The following is a 25087-nucleotide window of genomic DNA, read 5'->3' as shown; positions in this document are numbered from 1 at the left end:
AACATGAAAGGGTTAATATATTTATTAATTTTTATTCCCGCTTTACTTATTGGTCAGAACCAAAAAGTAATCACTGGGCAGGTCATAGATAATAGTACAAAATCTCCTGTGGTTGGAGCTTCAATTTACGTGTCGTCTGCCATTATGGGGAGTGAATCTAAAACAGCAGGTGTTTTAAATAGTAGTATGTTGGGCACAACAACTAATTTCGACGGTGAGTTTTCGCTAACTATTAACACAGATGTTAAATACTTCTTGGTTTCTTTTATGGGATACGAAACAGAAAAAGTTGCTGTTTCAGGAACTAAATCAAATTACACCATTGTCCTTAACGAGAGTGAAGAGGTTTTAGATGAGATTGTTTTAACAGGGTATCAGAAAATCGAAAAACGTAAAATGACTTCGGCTTACGAGAAGATTGAAATGTCCGAAATAGAACAGTCTGGAGTTTTAAGTGTAGACCATATGTTGGCCGGTCAAATTTCCGGAGTTGTGGTGCAACCTACTAGTGGTGCGCCTGGTGCACCTGCCAAAATTGTAATTCGTGGAAGTGCAACATTAAACGGTTCTTCAGACCCGCTGTGGGTTTTAGATGGAATTCCTTTAGAAGGAAACGATATTCCATCAGATTTTAGAGATAAAGACAATATCGATAATTTACAATCTTATCCTATTGCTGGTTTAAATCCGGAAGATATTGAAAGTATTACCGTGTTAAAAGACGCTTCGGCAACATCTATTTATGGTGCTAGAGCGGCCAATGGTGTTATTGTTATTACCAGTAAAAGTGGTAAAAAAGGAGCTATGCGTGTACAAGCAAACGGAAATGTTTTTATTACGCAGAGACCAGATTTCGATAAATTAAATTTAATGAACTCTAGTGAGAAAGTAGATTTCGAATTGTATTTAGCGAGTCGTTCAGATTTAACTTATCAGCAGGATAGAGGAAGTGTTGCAAGGATTTTAAATTCTTATGGAGAATATGCTAATTTTCAGAATAACGGATTTTCAGCCTTATCACTTAATGCCCAAAACGATATTAATAGTTTAAAACAATCGCAAACCAATTGGGGAGACGAGCTTTATCAAACAGCAATAAACCAACAGTACAGTGTAAGTATCTCTGGAGGGAATGATGATAATAATTATTATTTTTCTACTGGAATCTTCGACGAAAAAGGAACAACAACCGGAACAGGACAACAACGTTACAACATTACACTTAAGGATAACTTTTCTATAAACGAAAAGCTTAAAGTAGGTGTGGCTTTATTTGGGAGTCAAACAAAAACAAGCTCATACATTACAGGCGCAGATGCCTATACCAATCCGTCGTACTATTCAAGAACAGCAAATCCATATTTAGAACTTAAAGACGAAAATGGGGAGTATGTTTACGATCCTGATTTGGTTGAAAGATCCGATTTAAATTTAAACTACAATGTCTTAGAAGAGCGAGAAAATACGAATTACGAATTGGTGTCTAATTCTTTAAAAGCGATTCTAGATGTTAATTATAAGGTGTTAAAAGGACTTCAAATTAATAGTCAGTTGGGATTACAATTAGATTTCGATAAGACAGAAAAATTTAGTGACGAGAATAGTTATTATACAAGAAAATACGAGCAACGATCGCAATATAATACGGCCGATGGTCCTGCATATTACATGCCTAAGGGTGGCATAATTCAAAATTGGAATTCAGATGTGTTTCAATATAACTGGAAAACAACAGCGAATTATAGTACCACTTTTAATAGCAGACACGAGTTGGATGTGATGGCAGGAACAGAGTTTAGAAGAAATGAAAAAACAGAAATTCACGCTAAAGGCTTTGGCTTTAATCCAAATACACTGACTTCCATCGCAATTACCGATGAAAGGTCTTTAACAAATTCTTTATTCGATCCTTATAAAAAATCGTATTACGAGAATGCATATGCTTCGTTTTTTGGAACGGCATCTTATACTTTAGATAAAAAGTATACGTTTTTCACCAGTCTAAGATACGACGGTTCCAATCTTTTTGGCGTAAATCCTAAATACAGATACCTGCCGTTATGGTCTGTAGCTGGATCTTGGAATGTCTATAAGGAAAACGTCCTTTCTAATGTAGATATTATAAGTGATTTAAAAATTCGTGCATCTTACGGGGTACAAGGAAATATAGATAAATCTACATCTCCGTTTGTTATTGGAGAGTATTATACAGAAACTATTTTGCCAGGAATGAGCGAGGAAGTTATTCGAGCATTAAGTGCACCCAATGCAAATTTAAGATGGGAAAAAACAGTATCGTCTAACGTTGGTTTCGATTTAGGATTACTTAATAATAGAGTATATATAACAAGTGATTATTATACGCGAAAAAGTACAGATTTAATTGGTTTGCAATCGGTTCCCTTAGAAAGCGGATTTAGTTTTATAAATACAAACTGGGCGAGTGTTAGTAACAAAGGATTCGAATTTTTAATTAATACAGTAAACATTCAGAATGAGAATTTTAAATGGACGTCTACGTTCAATATTTCTCATAATAAAAGTATTGTTGAAGATATAGAGATTAGAGAAGAAGACTTTAAACCGTCTTTAAAAGGCTATAGTTCGACTGCTATTTTTGCTATTAAAACCGCGGGATTAGATAGTAATGGGTTGCCTTTATTTTGGAAAGATGGAAAAAAAGTTACTGCAGTAGATTTCTATAATTTAGAAGAAGGTACCGATGGTAGCCAGTTAACACGACAAGAGCACCGCGATTTATACTCGTATGTGGGTGATGCAGCTCCAAAATTTAGTGGTGGATTTAATAATACGTTTAGATATAAGCAATTTGGATTACGTGTTTTAACAAACTTTAGTCTAAAACAAACCGTGCAGGCAGATCCAAGTTATAACCTCACTCAAGCCGAACCTGGGAATAATTATAGTACAGATATTTTAAAAGCAGGTACAGGTAATTTTCCAGCATTAATTGGATTTAATACACCTGGATTTGATACAGATTTAGTGTATAACTGGTATAATTCTTCAGACGATGGGAGAACCTACGACGACTTAGATCTTTGGATTAAAGATATTTCTTATTTGCGTGTAAGTAGTATAAGATTTAGCTATTCTCTGCCTAAAAAACAATTAGATAAACTAAAATTATCAAGTTTCGATTTTAATATAGAAGGACGCAATTTATTTGTAATAGGTACAGATTACGAGGGCTTTTTCGACCCGGAAACATATGGTAGCATTTATGCCCAACCTATTCCTAAAATCATTTCAATAGGATTTAATCTTGCATTTTAAAAAGACAGTATTCATGAAAAAAATATTATACATACTAATAGTTGCATTAAGTTTTTCGGCTTGCGACGATTATTTAGACATTGAGCCTGTTGGGCAAGTGATACCTACAACTGTCGAAGACTATAGGAGCTTCTTAACAGCGGCTTATGCTATTACCAAAGAATCCAAAATTTTAACGACATATAGAAGTGACGAACTTAGTCTAAGCCCTAGTTCTGTAGGAATAGAGCAATACGAGGACTTATATATCTGGAACGATTTAAATCCAAGTCCGTTATCTAGAGCGTATCCGTACGCTAGTATTTATAATATCATTTTTTATACTAATCATGTTATAAATAGTGCAGGTGCTATGGAAGGCGAGACCTTAGAAAAGGAACAATTACTTGGAGAGGCACATGCGCTAAGAGCCTTACAATATTTCGATTTAATTAATTTATACGCAAAACCTTACAATAAAGCGACTGCAAATACAGATGCAGGAGTACCAATTACCACCGAGTATGATTCCGATAAAGACTACGTGGTTGGTACAGTGCAAGACGTTTACGATTTAATTTTAAGCGATCTTAATGAGGCTGAGGTGTTAATGCAGATCAATCAGCAAGCGTTAGGATACAATTATCGGTTTTCTGCTGTGGCTGTAAAAGCATTTAAAGCGCGTGTTTACTTATACCAAAATGAATGGGAAAAGGCTATCACATCTTCATCCGAAGCGCTGGCTATTAAAAACAGTCTACAAAACTTAAATGTAGATCAATCAATTATGCCTTCAGAATATAATTCTGTGGAATCTATTCTTGCTTTAGAAACCGTAGCTTCTTTCGATATGACTGCTAACGCTAGTATTTCAGACGATTTATTAGCCATCTACAATCAAACGGACGATTTACGTTTTGAAACCTATTTCTATGAGGATAGTGATGGAACATACCATTCAAGTAAAAATGCCGATTCTAATTTTAAAGTCTCTTTTAGAACAGCCGAATTGTATTTGACACTAGCAGAAAGCTATGCCCATTTAAATGCTACAAATGAAGCTAAAGAAAAATTAATTGAGCTTGCAACTAACAGATATACGCCTGAAGGATTAAATGTGTATAAAACAAAAATTGAAGCGCTAGATGCAGAAGCAATACTTACAGAGGTGCTAGCAGAGCGTCAAAGAGAATTTGCTATCGAAGGGCACAGATGGGACGATTTAAGAAGAACCACACAGCCTTTACTTATAAAAAATTATAACGGAGAAACATATCAATTAAACCAAAACGACGAAAGATATGTGATACCATTTCCTAACGATGCTGTTATAAACAACCCGAATTTGTAAAATAAAAATACTATAACCTGTTGTTATCTTGTGGGTTGTAGAGGAGTTAAAAAGGTAATATCAAAACAATTAAATAAATAAATTATGAAGAAAATTTTTTCAATTTTAAGTCTATTTTTAGCTGTATCTATAGCAACCGTTTCTTGTTCAAGCGACGATGATTCTGTCTCAGTATCTTCTTTGGCTGCAATTACCGATTTTTCATTGTCTATCGATGGTGTTAGTGCAGACGATATTACATACGATTTAGGAAGTGCTATTGCAATTAGCGTGCCTTTTGGAACAGATTTATCTGCTGTAGAGCCTACTATAGATATTTCTGAAAATGCAACAGTTTCACCAGCTTCAGGAAGTGTAATCTCGTTTGAAGATGGCGAACCTAAAGTATTTGTGGTTACTGCAGAAGACGGTGTTACTACTAAAGAATATAGTGTGACTATTACCACTAGAGGAGAAGTTGGGAGCGGTTCTCAATTACTTACGTACCAAATTTCAGATTTATTTGGAGAGAATTCAACAACAACGTATAGCTATAACGAATCTAATTTTGTGAGCTCTTACTCTAAAGAAATCGACGATTTTGGAACATTATATACTGTTGAATATTCTTTAATTTACGATGACAAAAATCAAGTTATCGAAAAAAGAACTTCAGATGATAAAGAAAGCACTGTTTACGAATATAACGAAGCTGGACAAATTGTAAAAGGACTATTCTCTTATGAGGACGTTTTAGAATATACTTTCGAATATGAGTACGATGCTAACGGAAGTTTAGCTGTAGAGAAAAGAATAGATCATACAGACGAGGATTCTGTTACAGAAGTAGACTTTACTATTGTAGATGGTAACGTTGTTCTTGAAAAAAGATATGGTTCTGATTATGTAGCCACTTACGATGATAATAACAACCCATTCGTAGGACTTTATCCTGCTGCTTTCGCTGCTATAAACGCAGGAATTCAAGCTGTAAATACTAATAACCCTATTTCAGGAACATTAGCAGACGGTGCAATAACTTACGAATACAACACAGACAATTATCCAATTAAAGCATCTTATACTTACTTTGAAGGTCTTGCAACTGTAGAAAAAATATTTACGTACTAAGTTTTAGTCTTTTTAATAAAACCTATTGTTTTACCCCCCTTAAAAGGAACACTTTTTTATTAGAGTGTTCCTTTTTTTATAAAAGTTTTATAAATGAAAAAATTTATGTACTTCATAATGTTTCTAGTGTTCTTTACATGTAGTAAGGACTCAAAGGAGAATAAAGCAGAAGTAAACGAAGATCAGGAAACCTGTATTTTAGACAAAGAAGATAAATTAAAGCAATTATACAATGCCACTGTCATTCCGTTATTTTCGGCCTATACCGATATTGATATTCCAGTAGAATTTCATGTGCGTGAAGATGAAATGGGAATCGATGCTGGGGCTTCTTTTGGATATGTCGAGGTGAGTATGGGTTTAATAAATGTATCTGAAGAAAGTATTCAGCTGTTCGCATTAACGCACGAGGTAGCTCATATTGCAACCTTAAGTCAGGCAAGATTATTTAATCTAGATGGTTATGTGTCTAGCGGACCAGAAACAAACGAATATATTAAATCTGAATACTTGGCAGATCTAATTGCGATTCATCTTATAAAATCACAAGAACCAGTGTATTTTGAATCCTTAACAAAGAATTTTCAGGAGTTAATAAATATTTTAGGTGGCGGAACATTTACACATCCTTCGGGAGTCAATCGTATTAAGGCCATGCAAACTTATATTACTCTAAGTAATACTCAAACAGAAGCCGATGCCTTTAAAACATTGTATTTAAAAATTTGGGAGGATAATATGTAAGCCTAATTACATATACTTCTAAACTAGTGTTAGTCTATTTAAGCCTTTCGAGTAATCGAGAGGCTTTTTTGTTTTATAATTATTAAGATAATGATTATCAGTGCTGTGAGGTTGTTTTCAGTGCTTATTCTGTTTTAAGTACAATTGTTTAGCGTTTTATGGGATTAGGTGATTTTATAGTGATAATTTTAGAGTTGTTTGTAAAACGTGTTAAAAAAAGCATGGGTTTGTGATAATTAGTTCCAAAAATAAGGAAATACATAATTCTTAATCCTCGATTTACATTAACATCTCAAAAGGGACGACAATTATAAAACAGATAGTACTTTTGCAAAAAAAAGTCACTATGCCGTTGAATTTACTTACAAAAAGAGGATCTAGAAGTTGTATGGAAACACGAAATTCTTTTTTTTCTTCTACTGCTTTCTCTTGTAGGCAACTTTTATTTTTATTATGCTTTACACTAGGTTCTTTAGTTCATGCTCAAAAAAGCATTTCCGTAAAGTATGTAGACAACGACGATTTTATTATTGATGGTGTTTTAGATGAAGCCATGTGGGCAGAAGCTGTTCCAACAAGTGGTTTTACCGAATACTTCCCAACAGATAGTAAGCAGGCCGAATACCAGACTGAAATGAGAATGATGTACAATGAAGGTTTTTTGTATATCGCGGTTAAAGGTTATGCGCCTGGAAAAAATTATAGAACTCCATCTTACGAAAGAGATTTTAGTATAAGTGGAGCCGATATTGTTAATCTTATGTTCGATACCTATAGCGACAGAACTAATGCCTTTTTATTCGGAATAAATCCATTTGGGGTAGAACGAGAAGGTGTAATTTATAGAGGTGGAGTTACTGGGGACTTAGATTTAAACTGGAATACAAAATGGAAGGGAGAGTCTCAAATTTATGATGGTTATTTTATTTCAGAAATCAAAATCCCGATGTCTGCATTTAAATTTAAGGCCGGCACCACAACATGGAAGTTCTCGGCAATGCGATCGGATACGCAATCTAACACAAAGAGTTCCTGGTCTAGAGTTCCACAAAATCAAAATCAGCTAAATATCGGGTATTTTGGAGATATGATTTTCGAAAAACCTTTACAAAGATCAAGAAACCCTATTTCTTTAATTCCTTATGTAACGCCTTCGTATTTAAATGAGCACTACAAAGGAGAAAAATCCTTCGAATTTAAAGCCGGATTTGATGCTAAAATTCCTATTAAAAGTAGTTTAATGTTAGACTTAACTGTGTTGCCGGATTTCTCTAGCGACGATGTGGTTTCTGGAACAAATAACGTCACCCAATTCGAAATTAAACAGGATGAAACACGATTGTTCTTTATAGATAATGGCGATTTATTTAATGGTTTTGGAAACACAGACAATGCACTTCCTTTTTACTCGAGACGTGTAGGTTTTGCAAAAGATTCATTGGGAGCCGATGTGGTTGTGCCACTTACAGTTGGAGCAAAATTTACAGGTAAAATAAATAATAAGCTAAGAATTGGAGTGTTGGATGTTCAGACGGAAGATGATAAAGGAGAGGATATCCCGTCTAATAATAATTTGGTTATAGCCGCCGAACAAAAGATTTTTAACAAGTCTAATATTTCAATGTTCTTTATTAACCGGGAGGCGACCAATTTTAATGAAGAGAGTACAGGAACCAAATATAACCGCGTGGCAGGTACAGATTTTAATTTCTTTTCTAAAGATAATAGTATAGATGGAAGGGCGTTTTTTCATAAATCGTTTACTCCAGGCATCGATAGTGATGCCATTTCTGCGGGAACAGATTTAAATGTAGAAAAGAGAGACTATTCTTTAGGTTTTACGACTCAATACGTCGATAACGGATTTGTATCAGATCTCGGCTATCTTAAACGTGTTGATATATTAAGAGCCAATCCATCTGTTAAGTATAATTTATACCCAAAATCTGATGCTATAAATACCATTATATTTAATGCCAGTTATAACGGATATTGGAAAGCTTCCGGTGGAAACGATTTATCTGAAGGTTATACGGCGTTAGGTGCCGAAGTAAATTTTACAAGTGGAGCATTACTATCCTTAACAGCTAATAAAAATTACGAATATTTATATACTCCATTCGATCCTGTAGGGGCTAAAGGTAAAGGAGAGCCGGTGCCTGTTGGAGGTTACGATACCGTAGATTTCGATCTTGATTTTAACACCGATAGGCGTAAAGCGTTTTGGATGGAAGGAACAGCTACTTATGGTTCATTTTATACGGGAGATAAGTTTAGTGCAGATGTTAAGTTTCAGTACCGATATCAACCCTTATTTTATGTGTCTTTGCAGATTCAATACGACGATATAAAACTTCCAGAACCGTATTCGTCTGGTCAAATTTGGTATGTTGGTCCAACACTTAATGTTACGTTTTCAAAAACGTTATTCTTTAATACCGATGTGCAATACAGCTCGCAATCGGATAGTTTTTTATTAGTATCTAGACTTCAATGGAGGTATGCACCATTATCGGATGTATTTTTAACCTATACGGATACAGATAGAACATCTCCTTTCGTACCCGTTGAAAGAGGCGTGTTTTTAAAAGTCACTTATTGGTTAGATATTGTTCGAAAAAATAGAGGATAGGCTGTACTATAGCAATATGGTTTACTCATTGTCCATTTCAAACTTCATTTTAAATTTAAAATTCGTGATGCTTTGTTCCTTGTGCTTGAGTTAATGTCGTGAATCATAAAATGGATAATTAAGGTGGTTAAATCTTTCAATTCTATTTAGGTGTTTAAGTCATAGACTGCTAATAATCCTACAGAAGGCAAAACATCTTATTTACGATAAATTCTTTTAGAGCACATTTTAAAATGGATAAAAGACTCTTAATCCCCTGTGTTTGCTAGCGAATAGTGAAATTTACTAGCGGGAATATGCCCAATTTAACACAAACCCTTAAAATGATGTTAAAATCAATTTATTTGATGTTAAAAACATGCGCTAAACCCACAGAAACGGTAACTTAGAGAAAAAACTGCAACATAATGAAAAGTAAATATCCTGTATCTAGACGAGATTTTCTTAGGTTAACCAGTACAGCAGCTGCTGGAGCCGTGATTCTTCCTTTTGGAATGAGTTTTTCAGACAAAGCACCCGCACCCATGCTAAGACCTTTTGGGCGGATGAAAAATAAAGTCACAACATTGGGACTTGGAGGTCAGGCCTCTATACAATGGACGCCAGAGGATGTCGACCCAGTGTCGATTATAACCAAAGCTTTCGATTTAGGAATTAATTATTTCGATACATCTAATGTGTACGATTTAAGTCAGCTTCACTATCATGAAGCCTTTAAAAAAATGAACTTAATTCCTGGAAAACCGAATTACGATAAAAAGCTTAGAGAATCTATTACCCTAACAAGTAAAACGCTTATGAGATGGGGAAAACCAGGATGGGAAGAGCAAGAAAATGTGAGAAACAAATCTAATGGAGACGATGTGCAAACCGCAGCAGATGATGTGAGAAGGTCAATGTCTCAAATTTTTGGTGACGGAAAAGGAAATTATCCAGAAGGCTCTTATGTAGATATTATGTTGGTTCACAGTCTAGAAACCATCGAAGAGGTAGATGTGTTATATAAAGGAATAGAAACGCCGCTTAGCCCAGACGAAAATTGTGGTGCTTTAGCAGTGTTAAGAGATTTTAGAGATGGTACCAACCTAACAGGAACCAATCCTAAAAACGAAAAATTACTTAAACATATTGGATTTTCAGGACATAAAAATCCAGTGGCTATGATAGACATTATGCAACGTGATAAATATGGCTTGCTTGATGCTTTATTAGTCTCTGTTAATTCCAATGATCATTTGTATTTTAATATGAAACACAATGTTATTCCGTTAGCTAAGGCAAAAGGGATTGGTGTTATTGGAATGAAAGTGTTTGGAGCAGGAACCATGTATAATCAGGTTCCAGGATTCTCTAGAGAGCCTGACCAAATTTACCGTAAAGTAGGTTCTACATCTTTACCAAGTAACGAACTTATAGAGTATGTATTAACAACACCAGGTGTAGATACACTTATTATAGGAATTGGTCAAGTCGATGAGGATCCGCTTAAATGTCAATTAACTCAAAATTACTACGGAGCTCAAGTAAAACCAGATGCGATGTCTCAAGAAAAACGACGTAGTATTGAGGCAAAAACAGCACAAGCGGCTGGAGAAAGAACAAATTTCTTTCAGCTTGATAAAATAAACATGACTCCGCCTAGGGATGTAAATCAAGAAACCAAAAACGGAACTACAAAGATTACATGGCAGACTGCTTATGCGGCGGCAGATCCTATTTCTCACTACGAAATTGAATTAGATAATAAAGTCATTGGTAAGGTAGACCATAAGCCTCAAGTATTAAAGTCTAAACCTTTTGTATTCGAAACCAATAAATCTGGAAACTTTAAAGTGTTTACAGTCGATAAAGCAGGACATAGAGCCTAAAAATTAATTTATAAAGGACGCTATTGTCGACTTAAAAACGTAAACGTATGTCAAAATTACCATTACTTATAAATTGGTTTAAAGAACATAAAGGAACGGTTACTGCCTTCTCAGGAGGTGTAGACTCTTCCTTGGTCTTATATGCTTCAAAATTAGCACTCGGTGACCGAGCTATTGGTTTAATTTCTAATTCGGAAAGCTTAAAAACTAAAGATTTTGAAATCGCTGTTAATTTTTGCAAGACACACGATATCAACTTAAGAGTGATTAAAACGGATGAATTGAACGATCCAAATTATACGGCTAATCCGGCGAACCGCTGTTTTTTTTGTAAAACACATTTGTACGAAGCCATGATAGATATTATAAAGGTTGAGTACCCCGAATACACCATTTTAAACGGAACAAATCAAGACGATTTAGGAGATTATAGACCAGGATTAGAAGCGGCGAAAAATAACGCCATCCGTTCCCCTCTGGCAGAATTAGAAATTAGCAAAGCAGAAGTTATCGCTATGGCGGGCGAATTGGAATTAGAAACAGCTTCTAAACCACCAAGTCCGTGTTTAAGTTCTAGAATTCCATATGGAACGGCAGTAAATAAAATGAGATTGAAGCAAATAGAGGAAGCAGAATATATTTTGAATCAGTTTGGTTTTGAAAACGTGCGTGTAAGATATCTAGGAGAAGAAGCTTCAATAGAAGTTCCTATGTCTGAAATGGAATTGTTAGAACATCAGTTTGATGTTATTTCAAGAGACATAAAAGCATTAGGGTTTTCAAAAGTAAATATTGATAAAGAAGGATTTGTTTCTGGAAAATTAAATCGTGTATTGCATGGATAAATCATTTATTATAGATGAAGATAGGAAGCGCCGTTTAGGATTCGATGAGGTTATTTACGGCGCATCAAAAAGTGTAGCATTACTGCTAGACATATTAAAAGAGTATACAGATAAAAAAGAAAATGTACTAGTTACTAAGCTTCAAGAAGAAAAAGCAAAAGTGCTATTAAACACGTATAAAAAGTCATTCTACGATGCCGAATCTGGCATTTTTATATTGATTCCGTTAGAATTCTCGGAAAATACAGCAGCCAAAGTGGGTATAGTTTCTGCAGGAAGTTCGGATATTGGTGTGGCTAACGAAGCCTTTTACACCTTAGAGTATATGGGTGTAAAATCTCGTGTTATTCATGATGTTGGAGTTGCCGGATTACACCGATTAATAGATAAAATTGAGGTATTAAAATCATTTGATATTTTAATTATAGTCGCAGGTTTCGAAGGAGCTTTACCAACAGTTGTGGGTGGATTATTACCTCAACCAATTATTGCAGTGCCCACTTCAGTAGGTTACGGTACAGCAAAAAATGGAGAAACGGCTTTGCATGCTATGCTTACTAGTTGTGCAAACGGTATTACTGTGGTTAATATAGACAATGGTTACGGCGCTGCAATGAGTGCATTTAGAATGGTTAAATTATTAGAAAAAAAATGAATACAATATATATAGAAGCGTTTTCAGGACTATCGGGAAATATGTTCTTGAGTGCCTTTAGCGAACTATTAGGAGATTACGATCAGTTAATAGATTTACCAAAGAAATTGCATTTACCAGATGGTAAAATTGAAATCCAAGAAGCCAATAAAAACGGTATAAGCTGTAAATATGTTGAGGTGCTTGATTTAAATGAAGACCAGGCATCGGAAGATCACAGTCACGGTCATTCGCATAGTCATGATCATTCTCACACTCACGATCATTCACACGACCACGGTCACAGCCATTCACATGGACATAGTCATGACGGACATTCTCACGATCATGGAGAACATCGTCATTTAGGCGATATCCAAAAGATTATAGATCATGCGCATATAAGTGAAAATGCAAAGAAAATAGCTCATGACATTTTTCTAATGATTGGAAAAGCAGAGTCTAAAATTCACGATATGCCCTTGGAAACCATTCATTTTCATGAAATAAGTGGTGTCGATTCTATAATAGATATAGTTGGGAATGCTGTACTTATAGATAAGTTAAACATTTCAAAAACATATTGTACTCCTATTTGTACGGGGTTTGGAATTGTGAAAACGCAACACGGTATGTTGCCTGTCCCTGCTCCTGCAACAGCCGAACTGTTACAAGGCATGCCTATTTATCCGGGTAATGAGGAAGGTGAAAAGATTACACCTACAGGTGCCGCAATATTAAGATACCTAAACCCTGACTTTAGTAATGTAGCATACACACCAACAAAAACAGCTTACGGTCCAGGAAAAAAAGATTTCCATAATGCCAATGTTGTGCGTATTTCGTTAGTTAAAAGTGAGGTTGAAAAAGAAAAAGAACAGTGCTTACAACTGGAAGCATCGATAGACGATATGTCGCCAGAGTATTTAGGAAGTGATTTTCAGGACGGGCTATTAGCTTCTGGAGCATTAGATTTTAGCATAACGCAACAACTCATGAAAAAAGGTAGATTTGCCTTTCTGCTTAGTGTCATTCTTCCAGTAGATAAATTAAAAGCAGTATCGAATTACATATTCGATAGTACGAGTACGATTGGCGTAAGGTATTTTAATATAGATCGTATCGAACTTCCAAGAGTACAGAAAAAAATTCAAACACAATTTGGAGATGTTTTGGTAAAAGAGACCACTACGCCAACAGAACACATAAAAATAAAACCCGAGTTTGACGATATTCAGAGGCTTGCAAAAGCATCAGATCGCTCACCTTTTCAAGTTTTTAGTCAAATCAACATTAACCCTAAAAAATCGTAAACTATGAAAAAATTATTTTCTATTCTATTATTAGTGATAAGTTCACAAACATTATTAGCTCATCCAGGAGGACATCATACACATGACACTTTTTTAGGTGCATGGGGTTGGTTAATCTTTCCTTTAGTAGGTGTTATTGCTTTATTATATAGGTATACTAAAAAGCAATCGCAGAAGACTGAAAATTAACGGTACAAACATCTTGTTGGTTTTAGTTCTTATAGTGTAATTGCACATATTAATTAAACAATATTATGGCTAGGAATATATTTATATATCCCTAGCCATTTTTTATATCCAATCCAGTCTACCGAATATGTCAGTATAGGTGCACTATCAAGCACTCTATTTGTTTAAAAAGATTCAGAATTAAAGGGAATACTTACAGTATCAAATAAAATGCAATACATCTGTTAAAATAGTATTAATATGTGTTAATATGCTCGTGAGCATGACAAATTAATTGACATAGTTTAGCTTAATGTTAAACTAAAATTAATTTTACATGAAAAATCCATTACTATTTTTAATGAAATTTTTACCGATGTTGGCATTGATGTTCTTGGTTTCAGGAGCTGTCAATGCTCAAGAGTTGTCTGTTTCTGGTACTGTGGTCGATGAGGATGGGCTTCCGTTACCGGGGCTGTCTGTAATACATAAAGGGACTAATTCAGGAACAATGACTGATTTTGACGGGAAATACAGTATTAAAGTAGTTAAAGATGCTACGCTAGTATTTAGTTTCGTTGGTTTTAAAGAACAAGAAATTAATGTAGGTTCTCGAACAACTGTAAATGCAACTCTAATTCAGGATGTACAGTCTTTAGACGAAGTTGTTGTAACCGCATTAGGAATTACAAGAGAGAAAAAAGCATTGGGATATGCCGTGCAAGAAGTTTCTGGTAATACAGTGAAAAATACAGGTCAGACCAATGTTGTAAATGCACTTACGGGGCAATCTGCTGGAGTATTTGTGAGTAGCTCTAGTGGAAATGTAGGATCGTCTTCAAGAATTGTAATTCGTGGAAATCAATCGTTAACCGGAAACAACCAACCGCTTTTTGTGGTTGATGGTATACCTATAGATAACTCGATACAATCTAGCACAAATGGAGGAATGGATTTTACAGATATGGGTAATGGTGCATCAGACATCAATCCATCAGATATTGCAGATGTTACGATTCTAAAAGGAGGTAACGCTTCAGCCTTATATGGATCTAGAGGTGCAAATGGTGTGGTTTTAATAACTACAAAAAAGGGTAAAGGCAAAGGGTTTTCGGCAACATTAGAAAACACGATTACCATGAGTGATCCTTTTTTACTTCCAGATTACCAAAATCAATATGGTCAAGGTGGTGGTGGCCAATTCTGGTATAAGGATGGTTTAAACGGTGGATTAAATGATGGAGTCGATGAAAGTTTCGGACCTGAATTAGATTACGTTGTACAACCTGGAGATATTGCTCCGGGAGGAAAATTGTATTGGGCAGTAGAAGCTGGCTTTCCGCAAACGCCTGGTGAAATATTAATGCTTCCTCAATTCGATTCGCCTATAGATCCTAACACCGGAGAACGCATTGCAACACCTTGGATTTCTCATCCAGATAACATAAAAAGTTATTATGAAACAGGTGTTACTAGAATTACCAATTTTTCTGTTAGTAATGGAGGAGAAATAGGTAATATGAGATTATCGCTTACTAACTCTGATGAAGAAGGAATGGTGCCTAATTCATACATGAAAAAGAATACCGTTAATTTCTCTGGAAACGCAAAATTATCAGAAAAGTTTTCTTTTCAGTCTAGCGTTTCTTACATAAATACTAAAGCAAACCTTAGTGGTTCTGGATATAGTAATAATAATTTTGGTCTTCAGAGTATTTGGACAGGGAGACAGGTAGATTACGAATACTTAAGTAATAATATAGAAAACGAAGATGGTACACCAATAACTTGGAACGATCAATTTGCAGATAATCCGTTCTGGACAGCAACTAAAGATTCAAATCCAATGAACAAAAATAGGTTGATTGGTTCTAGTGCTTTAAAATACGATTTTACCGATTGGTTAAGCTTAACAACTAGAGCGGGTATAGATTATTCTAATCAGCAAGTAGAATTAAAAAGAGCCTATTACGGGATCAATAACCCAGAAGGAAAATACAGTGTAAACAATTATTTCAGACAAGAAATAAATGCGGATGTTTTATTATCTGTGAATAAAGATATTTCTGATAACATCTCTTTTTCTGGAAATCTTGGAGCAAATATTATGAATCGTAAATACCAAACACAAGGTTCTTATGTAAGCCGTTTAGTTGTTCCAGATAACTATTCTTTAGCAAATGCCAAGGAAACACCAACCACTTCATATTATGCAAGTGAAAAGGAAATACAAAGTATGTATGTTTCTCTTTCTTTCGGATTAATGAATCAGCTTTATCTTGATTTAACAGGAAGAAACGACTGGTCTACAACGTTGCCAGAAGATAATAACTCTTATTTTTATCCTTCAGCTACAACAAGTTGGATTTTCTCAGAAACATTTAATACAGGCGCTGGGGCGTTTAATTTCGGAAAATTAAGAATGAGTGTTGCGCAAGTGGGGAACGATACAGATCCTTACAGATTAAATGCAACCTATAATGCATCTTCTCCATATGGTAATAATCCGTCTTTTAGTTTAAGTTCGGCTATGCCATCTGCTGATTTAGTAAACGAATTAGTAACGTCTTACGAGGTGGGTCTAAATTTAAAGTTCTTTAATAATAGACTTGGTATAGACGTAACAGGTTATAAGTCTATTGCAAAAAATCAGATTTTAACAGCGCCAATTTCTCCAACAGCAGGATTTAATACACAGACTATTAATGCAGGACAGGTAAATAACGAAGGGATAGAAGTTATTCTAACAGGAACGCCAATACAAACAGATAAATTTTCTTGGGATGTAACAGCAAACTGGAGTACAAATAGAAATGAGATTATTTCATTAAACGACGACTTAGAAAGACTGGAATTATATAAAACAGAAGGAAATCAAATTACTGTGGTTGCAGATGTAGGAGGTTCTTATGGAGATATGATTGGTAAAGGATTTGTATATCACGAAAACGGTAAACCAATTGTAGGAGAAAATGGAGTTCCTCTTACTAGTGAAGCTAGAAAATTAGGAAACATTATGCCAGATTGGTTAGGGAGTATTAACAACTCGTTTACTTACGGAAACTTTAACTTTAGTGTTTTAATAGATGCCAAATGGGGTGGAGATGTGTACTCTAGAACCAATCAAGACGGATGGGCAACAGGAGCTTTAACAAGTACTGTTGGTAATAATGCTAATGGCGTGCCTGTTAGAGATCCTATAAGTGAAGGTGGAGGATATTTATTCGATGGTGTTTTTGAAGATGGTAGTCCAAATACAATCTACCAAGATTTAGATGGTTTTAGATGGAATAATTTCGCCAGAGCCGAAAGATGGTTGTACGATGCCACTTACGTGAAATTAAGACAAATTAGTATAGGGTATTCTTTAGACAGAGATCTTGTTAATAAAATTGGATTAAGCGGTGTAGACTTTTCTGTTTTTGCACGAAACATTGCATTGTTATACAGTAGAAATGAAAATTTTGATCCTGAAGTTGCAAACAAAGGAGCGAGTCAATCTTCTCAAGGATCTGAATTTGCTGCGCCACCTTCGGCAAGAAACATTGGCTTAAGAGTAAAAATTGACTTTTAGATTGATTGTTAAAATTTTAAAATTTAAAGAAATATGAAACTAAATAAAAAAATATATACCGCATTCATTTTAGCATCGACTTTATTTGCCTGTACCGATGATTATGTAGAAATGAATACAGACCCTAATTCGTTAACAAATGTGCCTTATTCTACATTAATTACGAATTCTGAAATCAGTATACTTAATTCTTATAATTCAATCTTAGACTTCCAAGTGAGTTGGAGCCGTTATAACGTAAGAACAGTATACGTACACAACGAAAGATATGCTTTAGCAGGAGACGGCACCAACTTTAATGTTTACAGTGGTCATTTAAAAAACTTACAAGTTGCTATCGCTAAAGCGGAAGAAGCTGGAGACGACAACACCGTGGCGGTAGGAAATATTCTTAAAGCTTACGCTTTTCAAAACATGACAGACTGGTATGGCGATATTCCATATTTTGAAGCACTTAGTGCCGACGATCCTGAGAGCCCAACGATATACCCTAAATACGATTCTCAACAAAGTATTTACATGGATTTAATAGAACAATTAAAGACAGCAAACGCAATGATCGATCCTACAGCAAATATCGGAACGTCGGATGTTATTTTCGACGGAGATATGATGCAGTGGAAAAGGTTTTGTAATTCATTATTGTTAAGAATTTACATGAGAATGTCGCTTGTCGATGCTGCTACTGCAAAATCGGGTGTAGAAATGATTGCTTCAGATCCATCAACCTATCCTGTAATTAATTCCAACGAGAATGCGGCTTTTAAATACTGGCTTGCTAATGACGCCATTTATAGAAGTCCATATTATATTCAGCCAAGTAACATTGATAGACAACAAAATGCGACTTCAGAATTTATGATTAATTTCCTTAAAGATCGTTCAGATGGTAGATTGCCGGTGTATGCAGAACCGGTGGGAACTACAGGAGAATATGTTGGATTACCTTTAGGAGCCGAAGGAAATGCACAAGAATTATCTGTAATGGGACTTTCAGAATTTAGATCTGCCGATTCTCCAACACGAATACTTAGATATTCTGAAGTTTTATTTATTTATGCCGAAGCCGCTTTAAACGGTTGGAACGTAGGCTATACTGCCGAAGAAGCATACAATGCTGCAATAACTGCAAGTTTTAACGAGTACGGTCTGGATGCAGGAGATTACTTATCAGATCCGCTTGTAGATTTTAATGGAGGTAAAGATCAAAGAGAGTTAATAGGAGATCAGAAATGGTGTGCTATATATCCTGATGGAAACCAAGGTTGGGCAGAAGTGCGCAGAACAGGTTTCCCAAAATATGTGGCCGAAACTGAGCCGGTAGAATCATTATACAGTGGTAAAGGAACTATTGTTAGAAGACCTTATCCGTATTCTGAAGGCGTGTCTAATCCTATAGGATTCGATGCCGCTTTAGAAGCACAACCTGGTATAATAGACGAAAAATTTGGAGCAGGAGTATGGTGGGATATTAATTAAAAAAAATATTTGAAAAAGATAATTAAGTAAAAGCTTAAACCCGTTAACCTATACATAAATCTTATGTATAGGTTAACTTATAATAAAGAGTATAACTAAATATTAGAAAAAATGAATTTAAAAAATGTACTGGTTTTTTTAATAATTCTTACTACAGTCTCTATTAATGGACAGAATGCAAGCGTTACAAAAACCGATTCTAAAAAGTTTGATCCAGCTACCGTTCTTTGGTACAAGCAACCTGCAAAAATTTGGGAAGAGGCACTTCCTGTAGGTAACGGGAGATTAGGTGGAATGGTTTATGGAAGGCATGACGAAGAGATAATCCAGTTTAACGAAGACACCTATTATACAGGAGGACCGTATAACACTGTTGTTAAAGGCGGATATAAGGCACTTCCGGAAATTCAAAAACTTATTTTTGATGGCGAACCTATAAAGGCACATAAGCTTTTTGGAAGAACCATGATGGGCTACCCAGTAGAACAGATGAAATACCAAAGTTTGGCAAATCTTTATCTGTTTTTTAATAATGATGAGGTTGAAGATTATACCAGATCATTAGATCTTAAAACAGGAATCGTGACTGTTAAATATAAATTTGAAGGAGTAAATTACACCAGAGAAATTATTGCTTCAGAAATAGATCAGACTATCGCGATTCGTATTACAGCCGATAAAAAAGGAAGTATTTCCTTTGGCGCGCAACTTCGTGGAGAAAGAAACGATGCACATTCTAATTATGCAACAGATTACTTCCAAATGGATGGTCTTGGAAACGGACAATTACGTTTAACAGGGAAGTCTGCAGATTATTTAGGTGTAGAAGGTAAACTGAGATACGAAGCGCAGATTAAAGCCGTTCCAGAAGGTGGTACTATGACAATGGATAATGCAACCAATACAATTTTAAGTATTAAAGATGCAGATGCCGTAACGTTATACTTTGTAGCAGCGACAAACTTTGTAAATTATAAGGATGTAAGTGGCGATCAGCAAGCACGCGTTGCCGAGATGTTAGCTAGATTAGAAAAAACATCTTTTAAAGACGTTAAAGAAAAGGCGTTAACCGATTATAAAAAATTGTTCGATAGAGTATCGCTAACTCTTCCTACAACCGAAAATTCTTATTTGCCTACCGACGAGCGTATGCAAAAAATACAAACCTCTCCAGATCCGCAATTGTCATCTTTATGTTACAATTTCGGACGTTACCTATTAATTTCATCTTCTAGACCAGGAACTCAACCTGCAAATTTACAGGGGATTTGGAATAATAAAATGAATCCAGCATGGGATTCTAAATACACCACAAACATTAATATTGAAATGAATTATTGGGCTGTAGAGTCTGGGAATTTACCAGAATTGTTAGAGCCTTTAACCACTATGGTCAAGGAACTTACAGATCAAGGAGCACAGGTGGCTAAGGAGCACTATGGGGCACGTGGTTGGGTCTTTCATCAAAACACCGATCTATGGCGCGTAGCAGCGCCAATGGATGGCCCAACGTGGGGAACATTTACCGTTGGAGGTGCCTGGTTAACAACGCATTTATGGGAACATTATTTATATACGCAAGATAAAGAGCATCTTGAAGATATTTATCCTGTAATGAAAGGGTCTGTAGAATTCTTTATGGATTTCTTAGTTAAATATCCTGGTAAAGACTGGTTGGTTACCAATCCTTCAAATTCTCCTGAGAACCCGCCAGAAGGTAAAGGTTACCAATACTTTTTCGATGAGGTTACGGCAAGTTACTATTTTACAACTATCGCAGCGGGTTCTACTATAGATATGCAAATACTAAAAGATTTATTTAGTTATTATGCTTCGGCAACAGAGGTATTAGGAGTAGATAAGGATTTTGCAAAAGAAGTACTTGAAGCCAGATCTAAATTAGTGCCTTCGCAAGTAGGAAAAGATGGTACGCTTCAAGAATGGACAGAAGATTATGGGCAGATGGAGAAAAACCACCGTCATGCATCTCATTTATATGGTCTGTATCCAGGGAATGTTATATCTGTGAATAAAACTCCAGAATTAATAGAGCCTGTAAAAAAAGTGCTAGAATTAAGAGGAGATGGGGCTTCTGGTTGGTCTCGAGCATGGAAAGTTAATTTATGGGCGCGATTAAGAGATGGAGATAGAGCGAATAAAGTATTTAAAGGCTACTTAAAAGAACAATGTTATTCGTCTTTATTTGCAATTTGTGGAAGCCAATTCCAAGTCGATGCATCGTTAGGTATGGCTGCTGGAGTAACAGAAATGTTATTACAATCTCAAGAAGGCTATATCGATTTATTACCAGCCTTACCATCAGAATGGTCGGAAGGACAATTTGATGGTGTTGTTGCAAGAGGTGGATTTGAGCTAGATTATAAGTGGAAAAACAGTGCGGTAACTTCTTTAGAAGTACGATCTAATGCAGGTAACGTATTTAGTTTTAAAACAGATAAAAAAGTGAAAGTGCTTTCTAGTGGTAAACAAATTAAAGTGAAAAAAGAATCTAAAGGTATCGTGAATTTCAAAACTGAAAAAGGAAAGATATATACTGTAGAAGTAATCTAAAATACGTTTTAGCCAACGATACAGATTGGCAAAGGACTAAAGTGTTAAAAAAGCTGAGCGATAATCGTTCAGCTTTTTTTTTGTTTTCTAAAGTGTGCTTTTTCAATTTTAGAAAAGTTTAGCAGTGTAAGAATTTTAAATGATTGATTTTTTTGTAGTAAAAGATGTTGGTTTATTTATCCGATAATTAGGTCGTTAATTCAAGAAAATCAACGGGTATGGGCTTTTGTAATTTATAGTTAATAATTTTTTTCATTAACTGGAAATTAAGTCTTTAAAACTGATTTGTTAAATGTTAAATATTTGTTATATTTGGTTAACCAATCTGGATAACCAATGAGGTTAATCGGTAAAAAAACAAACATTTATTAATTAAATTAGAATGACTAATGAGGAACATTACACTATTTCTTCTATTACTGTGTACAGCTACAGTAATGGCACAAAACAAAACGTACCTAATCGACGATCCTGATGCTTTACGGGATGTTTATTATCAGCCTGGAGATCAAATTATTTTAAAGAATGGGGTATACGATACAGACGAGCGCATGCGCTTTCTGGGATCAGGTACCGCAGAAAATCCAGTTATTTTTAGAGCAGAAACACCGGGAGGCGTTATTTTTACTGGTGGACCACGATTAACCATCGGTGGAGAATCAGACAAAACTACTGGCGAAATAATTGCAACCGGAGAATATTTAATTGTCGATGGTTTTCACTGGAAAGGTGGTTACGGTGCTAGTAACTTTATCGAGTTTAGAAATGGTTACGATTTCGCACACCACAGTACCATTCAAAATTGTGCGATCGATGGCTTGGAAATCGAACCAGATGATATTGAGGACGGAGTTTATGCAAAACACCGTTGGATTGTATTATACGGAACATACAACAGTGTCCTAAACTGTTCATTTATGAATAAGAAAAGTGCGGGAGCTTTAATATTAGCAGAATACTCTTATAATGCTGTAGGACCACCTTACGGCGACGATGACGACGATAATGCAAATAACACGCGTTGTGAATTAGTCGGGCATACCATTAGTAATAACTACTTTTATAAGTACGAAAAAAAGGACCAATCTTTTGAAAATGCTGGAGATAGTGAAACCATTAGAATTGGAACTAGCGAGTACCAAAATGTAAATAGTGGTGCTGTAGTAAGTAATAATTATTTTGTGGAAGCCGATGGTGAGAATGAAATTATTACCAATAAAAGTAAAAATAACTTTTACATAAATAATACATTTAGAAGATCTAGAGGGTCTTTAGTATTGCGTCATGGTTCTAATGCTACTGTAGAAGGAAATTACTTTTTAGGCGAAAATGTAGACGGTACTGGAGGAATTAGAATTACAGATAGTGATCATACCATCACTAATAATTACATCCAAGATTGTATTACAGTTTTAGATCAAGCCAAGTGGAATAATGGAATCACGTTTATAGGTGGTGGAGATGATGCCGCAGTGAATTGCTCATCTACAAAAGTTTCAAATGGATACCAACAAACAGAGAATATTACGGTGTCTAGAAATACTATTGTAAATACAAATGCGCCTTTATTTTACAACACAGATAAAGGATCTACAGACCCAACAGGAGTAGTTTCTGATAACTTAATTTATTTTACTTCAGATAATGCGAATATTTCAGAGGTAATTTCTGGAGATACAGATAATGCGTATGCAAATCTTGGTACAGCATTAAGCTATTCTGGAAACCTATTTACCGGAACAACTTTAGGCGTAACTAACGATGGTTTTGCAGAAGGAACAGATGTTACTGCAACAGAAAATGGTGAAATATTTACGTTTGCAGGCGCAGACGGTAAAGGGGCAGATATGGGGACTTATAGTCCAGCGACAGACAGTATGGTGGGTCATGGTATTGGAGCTTGTTTCTTAAATAATTTAGGTGCTAATATTACTAATGGGGATTGTACTATCGAAATCCCTGAGTCTATAATTGTGAGTAGTATTCCAACGCTTCCTTACGTGGCTAGTGTTGCAGATGTTACGGTTACGGCTAACGTAGGATGGACTGCAGTATCTAATAACGATTGGATAACTATCGATCCAGATGCAGCCGATGGCGACGCTACTGTTGTACTTTCTGTAACCGAAAACACAGAATTAATGAGCAGAGAAGGTTCGGTAACATTTACACAAGTAGATGGCGGAGATGGTATTGTAAGAGAATTAATTGTAACTCAAGATGGCGGACCACGAACGGATTTTATCGAAGGTGTTACAATCGCATTTGTGTCTAAAGAAAATAGTTCTAAAGGCGAATTTGCAACCAATATGTTAGATAAAGACATGGGTACGGTTTGGACAGCAGATGATGGAGATATTGTAGCAGGAGATTATAAAGGTGATGGAGAATATGTTATCCTAGATTTAGGTGGAACATACGAATTGGACCTTATGCAGTTTAATACTACAGATAAAAGTGAAGCATTCGGATATCAAGTATGGGTGTCTACAACAGGAATGGAAGATGCAGATTTTTCTATGATTTTACCTACCGAAGATGACTTATTATTTACAGCTATAAATAGTACAGCGTTCAATGAATTCGATATTAATTCGAAAGCTAAATATGTTAAGGTTATAGGTTTTGGAAGATTTAAAGAAGTAGAGGAATCCGATAGAGCGACTGCCGATTATAGCAGATCTAGTGCATGGACTGCAATTGGAGAAATTGAATTTTTCGGAGATAAAATGCGTGAGAATTTAATTAACACAGGTGGTTCTGATGATCCTGTATCTGTAAAATCTTTTTCTAGTGAAAATGGATCTAAAGGCGAAGTGGCAACAAACACCTTAGATAAGGATTTAAATACAATATGGGCCGCGCAAGACGGTAGTGTTTTAGTAGACGATTATAAAGGTGATGGGGAGTATATTATATACGATTTAGGAAGTCCTTATACATTAGACTTTATTCAATTAAATACTACAGATAAAGACGATGCCTTCGGAATCCAAATTTGGGTATCTACAACAGGTACAGAAGATGCAGACTTTTCTAAAATTGTTCCGAGTGCTGGAGATCTAGAGTTTACAGCAACAGGTACAACAGATTTTAATCAGTATATAGTTGATGCCGATGCACGTTACGTAAAACTAATGGGATATGGAAGATTTAATGCCGATGGAGATAAGAGAGAAAGCGCTTGGTCTGCTATAGGAGAAATAGAATTTTACGGAGAGTCAACAACCTTGTCGACAACAGATATAACTAAAAACAGTCTGAAATTGTATCCAAACCCAGTTACAAACGGAGTTCTGTATTTAAGTAAACAATCTGGTAATTTTGATACCTTAAGAATCTACGATGTTTCTGGTAAAACTATTTTATCGAAAGCATTAAACGGATCAATCGATAAAGAAGAGATTAATGTGTCTTCATTGTCTCAAGGTTTATATTTTGTAGAAATTTCAAATGCAAGCAGCAGAGTTGTTAATAAAATAGTGGTTTCTAAATAACCAATATTTTAAACATTAATAATTT

At 35.4% G+C, this 25087-nt stretch carries 14 protein-coding genes; all 14 read left to right on the top strand.

The genetic code is table 11. The features are described from left to right. The first annotated feature begins 3 nt into the window (after window positions 1-3). The 14 genes from ACKC83_RS04750 to ACKC83_RS04685 all read left to right on the top strand — a co-directional run bounded on the left by ACKC83_RS04750 (window position 4) and on the right by ACKC83_RS04685 (window position 25062). Complete coding sequence (locus ACKC83_RS04750) at window positions 4-3297, top strand: SusC/RagA family TonB-linked outer membrane protein (protein WP_434037199.1); 3294 nt, start codon at window positions 4-6, stop codon at window positions 3295-3297. 13 nt (window positions 3298-3310) lie between these two features. Then, a complete protein-coding gene (locus tag ACKC83_RS04745; protein WP_434037198.1) occupies window positions 3311-4627 on the top strand; it encodes a RagB/SusD family nutrient uptake outer membrane protein in 1317 nt (438 codons plus the stop codon). Between the two features lie 84 nt (window positions 4628-4711). Next, complete coding sequence (locus ACKC83_RS04740) at window positions 4712-5737, top strand: hypothetical protein (protein WP_434037197.1); 1026 nt, start codon at window positions 4712-4714, stop codon at window positions 5735-5737. Window positions 5738-5830: 93 nt separating this feature from the next. Next, on the top strand, window positions 5831-6481 hold the full coding sequence (locus ACKC83_RS04735; protein ID WP_434037196.1) for a hypothetical protein: 651 nt from the start codon (window positions 5831-5833) through the stop codon (window positions 6479-6481). A 346-nt stretch (window positions 6482-6827) separates the two neighbouring features. Continuing rightward, the gene (locus ACKC83_RS04730; protein ID WP_434037195.1) at window positions 6828-9113 is read left to right on the top strand and encodes a DUF5916 domain-containing protein; all 2286 of its coding nucleotides are present in this window, start codon (window positions 6828-6830) and stop codon (window positions 9111-9113) included. 407 nt (window positions 9114-9520) lie between these two features. Continuing rightward, on the top strand, window positions 9521-10981 hold the full coding sequence (locus ACKC83_RS04725; protein WP_434037194.1) for an aldo/keto reductase: 1461 nt from the start codon (window positions 9521-9523) through the stop codon (window positions 10979-10981). 47 nt (window positions 10982-11028) lie between these two features. Then, window positions 11029-11826 (top strand): ATP-dependent sacrificial sulfur transferase LarE, encoded by a 798-nt coding sequence (gene larE / locus ACKC83_RS04720; RefSeq protein WP_434037193.1) that lies wholly within the window; start codon window positions 11029-11031, stop codon window positions 11824-11826. Beyond that, window positions 11819-12481: a nickel pincer cofactor biosynthesis protein LarB gene (larB, locus tag ACKC83_RS04715; RefSeq protein WP_434037192.1), complete on the top strand. Its 663-nt coding sequence runs from the start codon at window positions 11819-11821 to the stop codon at window positions 12479-12481. Before larE ends, larB begins: the two co-directional genes overlap by 8 nt. Then, window positions 12478-13773, top strand: a complete 1296-nt coding sequence (gene larC, locus ACKC83_RS04710; RefSeq protein ID WP_434037191.1) for a nickel pincer cofactor biosynthesis protein LarC — start codon at window positions 12478-12480, stop codon at window positions 13771-13773. Before larB ends, larC begins: the two co-directional genes overlap by 4 nt. A 3-nt stretch (window positions 13774-13776) precedes the next feature. Next, window positions 13777-13962, top strand: coding sequence for a hypothetical protein (locus ACKC83_RS04705; RefSeq protein WP_434037190.1), 186 nt, complete (start codon window positions 13777-13779; stop codon window positions 13960-13962). Between the two features lie 316 nt (window positions 13963-14278). Continuing rightward, a complete protein-coding gene (locus tag ACKC83_RS04700; RefSeq protein ID WP_414035933.1) occupies window positions 14279-17515 on the top strand; it encodes a SusC/RagA family TonB-linked outer membrane protein in 3237 nt (1078 codons plus the stop codon). Between the two features lie 33 nt (window positions 17516-17548). Beyond that, entirely contained in the window at window positions 17549-18994 is a 1446-nt protein-coding gene (locus ACKC83_RS04695; protein ID WP_434037189.1) for a SusD/RagB family nutrient-binding outer membrane lipoprotein, read from the top strand. 111 nt (window positions 18995-19105) lie between these two features. Further along, a complete protein-coding gene (locus ACKC83_RS04690) occupies window positions 19106-21565 on the top strand; it encodes a glycoside hydrolase family 95 protein (RefSeq protein WP_434037188.1) in 2460 nt (819 codons plus the stop codon). Between the two features lie 389 nt (window positions 21566-21954). Beyond that, window positions 21955-25062: a chondroitinase-B domain-containing protein gene (locus ACKC83_RS04685; protein ID WP_434037187.1), complete on the top strand. Its 3108-nt coding sequence runs from the start codon at window positions 21955-21957 to the stop codon at window positions 25060-25062. Window positions 25063-25087: the final 25 nt, after the last annotated feature.

The sequence above is a fragment of the Formosa bonchosmolovskayae genome (assembly GCF_051016085.1).
Classification (GTDB): domain Bacteria; phylum Bacteroidota; class Bacteroidia; order Flavobacteriales; family Flavobacteriaceae; genus Formosa.
The sequence above is the reverse complement of the archived record's forward strand: the minus strand, read 5'-3'. Positions and strand labels throughout refer to the sequence as shown.

Coding starts and splice junctions, on each gene's coding strand:
- ACKC83_RS04750 (WP_434037199.1), top strand. CDS start 4: ATGAAAGGGTTAATATATTTATTAATTTTTATTCCCGCTTTACTTATT.
- ACKC83_RS04745 (WP_434037198.1), top strand. CDS start 3,311: ATGAAAAAAATATTATACATACTAATAGTTGCATTAAGTTTTTCGGCT.
- ACKC83_RS04740 (WP_434037197.1), top strand. CDS start 4,712: ATGAAGAAAATTTTTTCAATTTTAAGTCTATTTTTAGCTGTATCTATA.
- ACKC83_RS04735 (WP_434037196.1), top strand. CDS start 5,831: ATGAAAAAATTTATGTACTTCATAATGTTTCTAGTGTTCTTTACATGT.
- ACKC83_RS04730 (WP_434037195.1), top strand. CDS start 6,828: ATGCCGTTGAATTTACTTACAAAAAGAGGATCTAGAAGTTGTATGGAA.
- ACKC83_RS04725 (WP_434037194.1), top strand. CDS start 9,521: ATGAAAAGTAAATATCCTGTATCTAGACGAGATTTTCTTAGGTTAACC.
- larE (WP_434037193.1), top strand. CDS start 11,029: ATGTCAAAATTACCATTACTTATAAATTGGTTTAAAGAACATAAAGGA.
- larB (WP_434037192.1), top strand. CDS start 11,819: ATGGATAAATCATTTATTATAGATGAAGATAGGAAGCGCCGTTTAGGA.
- larC (WP_434037191.1), top strand. CDS start 12,478: ATGAATACAATATATATAGAAGCGTTTTCAGGACTATCGGGAAATATG.
- ACKC83_RS04705 (WP_434037190.1), top strand. CDS start 13,777: ATGAAAAAATTATTTTCTATTCTATTATTAGTGATAAGTTCACAAACA.
- ACKC83_RS04700 (WP_414035933.1), top strand. CDS start 14,279: ATGAAAAATCCATTACTATTTTTAATGAAATTTTTACCGATGTTGGCA.
- ACKC83_RS04695 (WP_434037189.1), top strand. CDS start 17,549: ATGAAACTAAATAAAAAAATATATACCGCATTCATTTTAGCATCGACT.
- ACKC83_RS04690 (WP_434037188.1), top strand. CDS start 19,106: ATGAATTTAAAAAATGTACTGGTTTTTTTAATAATTCTTACTACAGTC.
- ACKC83_RS04685 (WP_434037187.1), top strand. CDS start 21,955: ATGAGGAACATTACACTATTTCTTCTATTACTGTGTACAGCTACAGTA.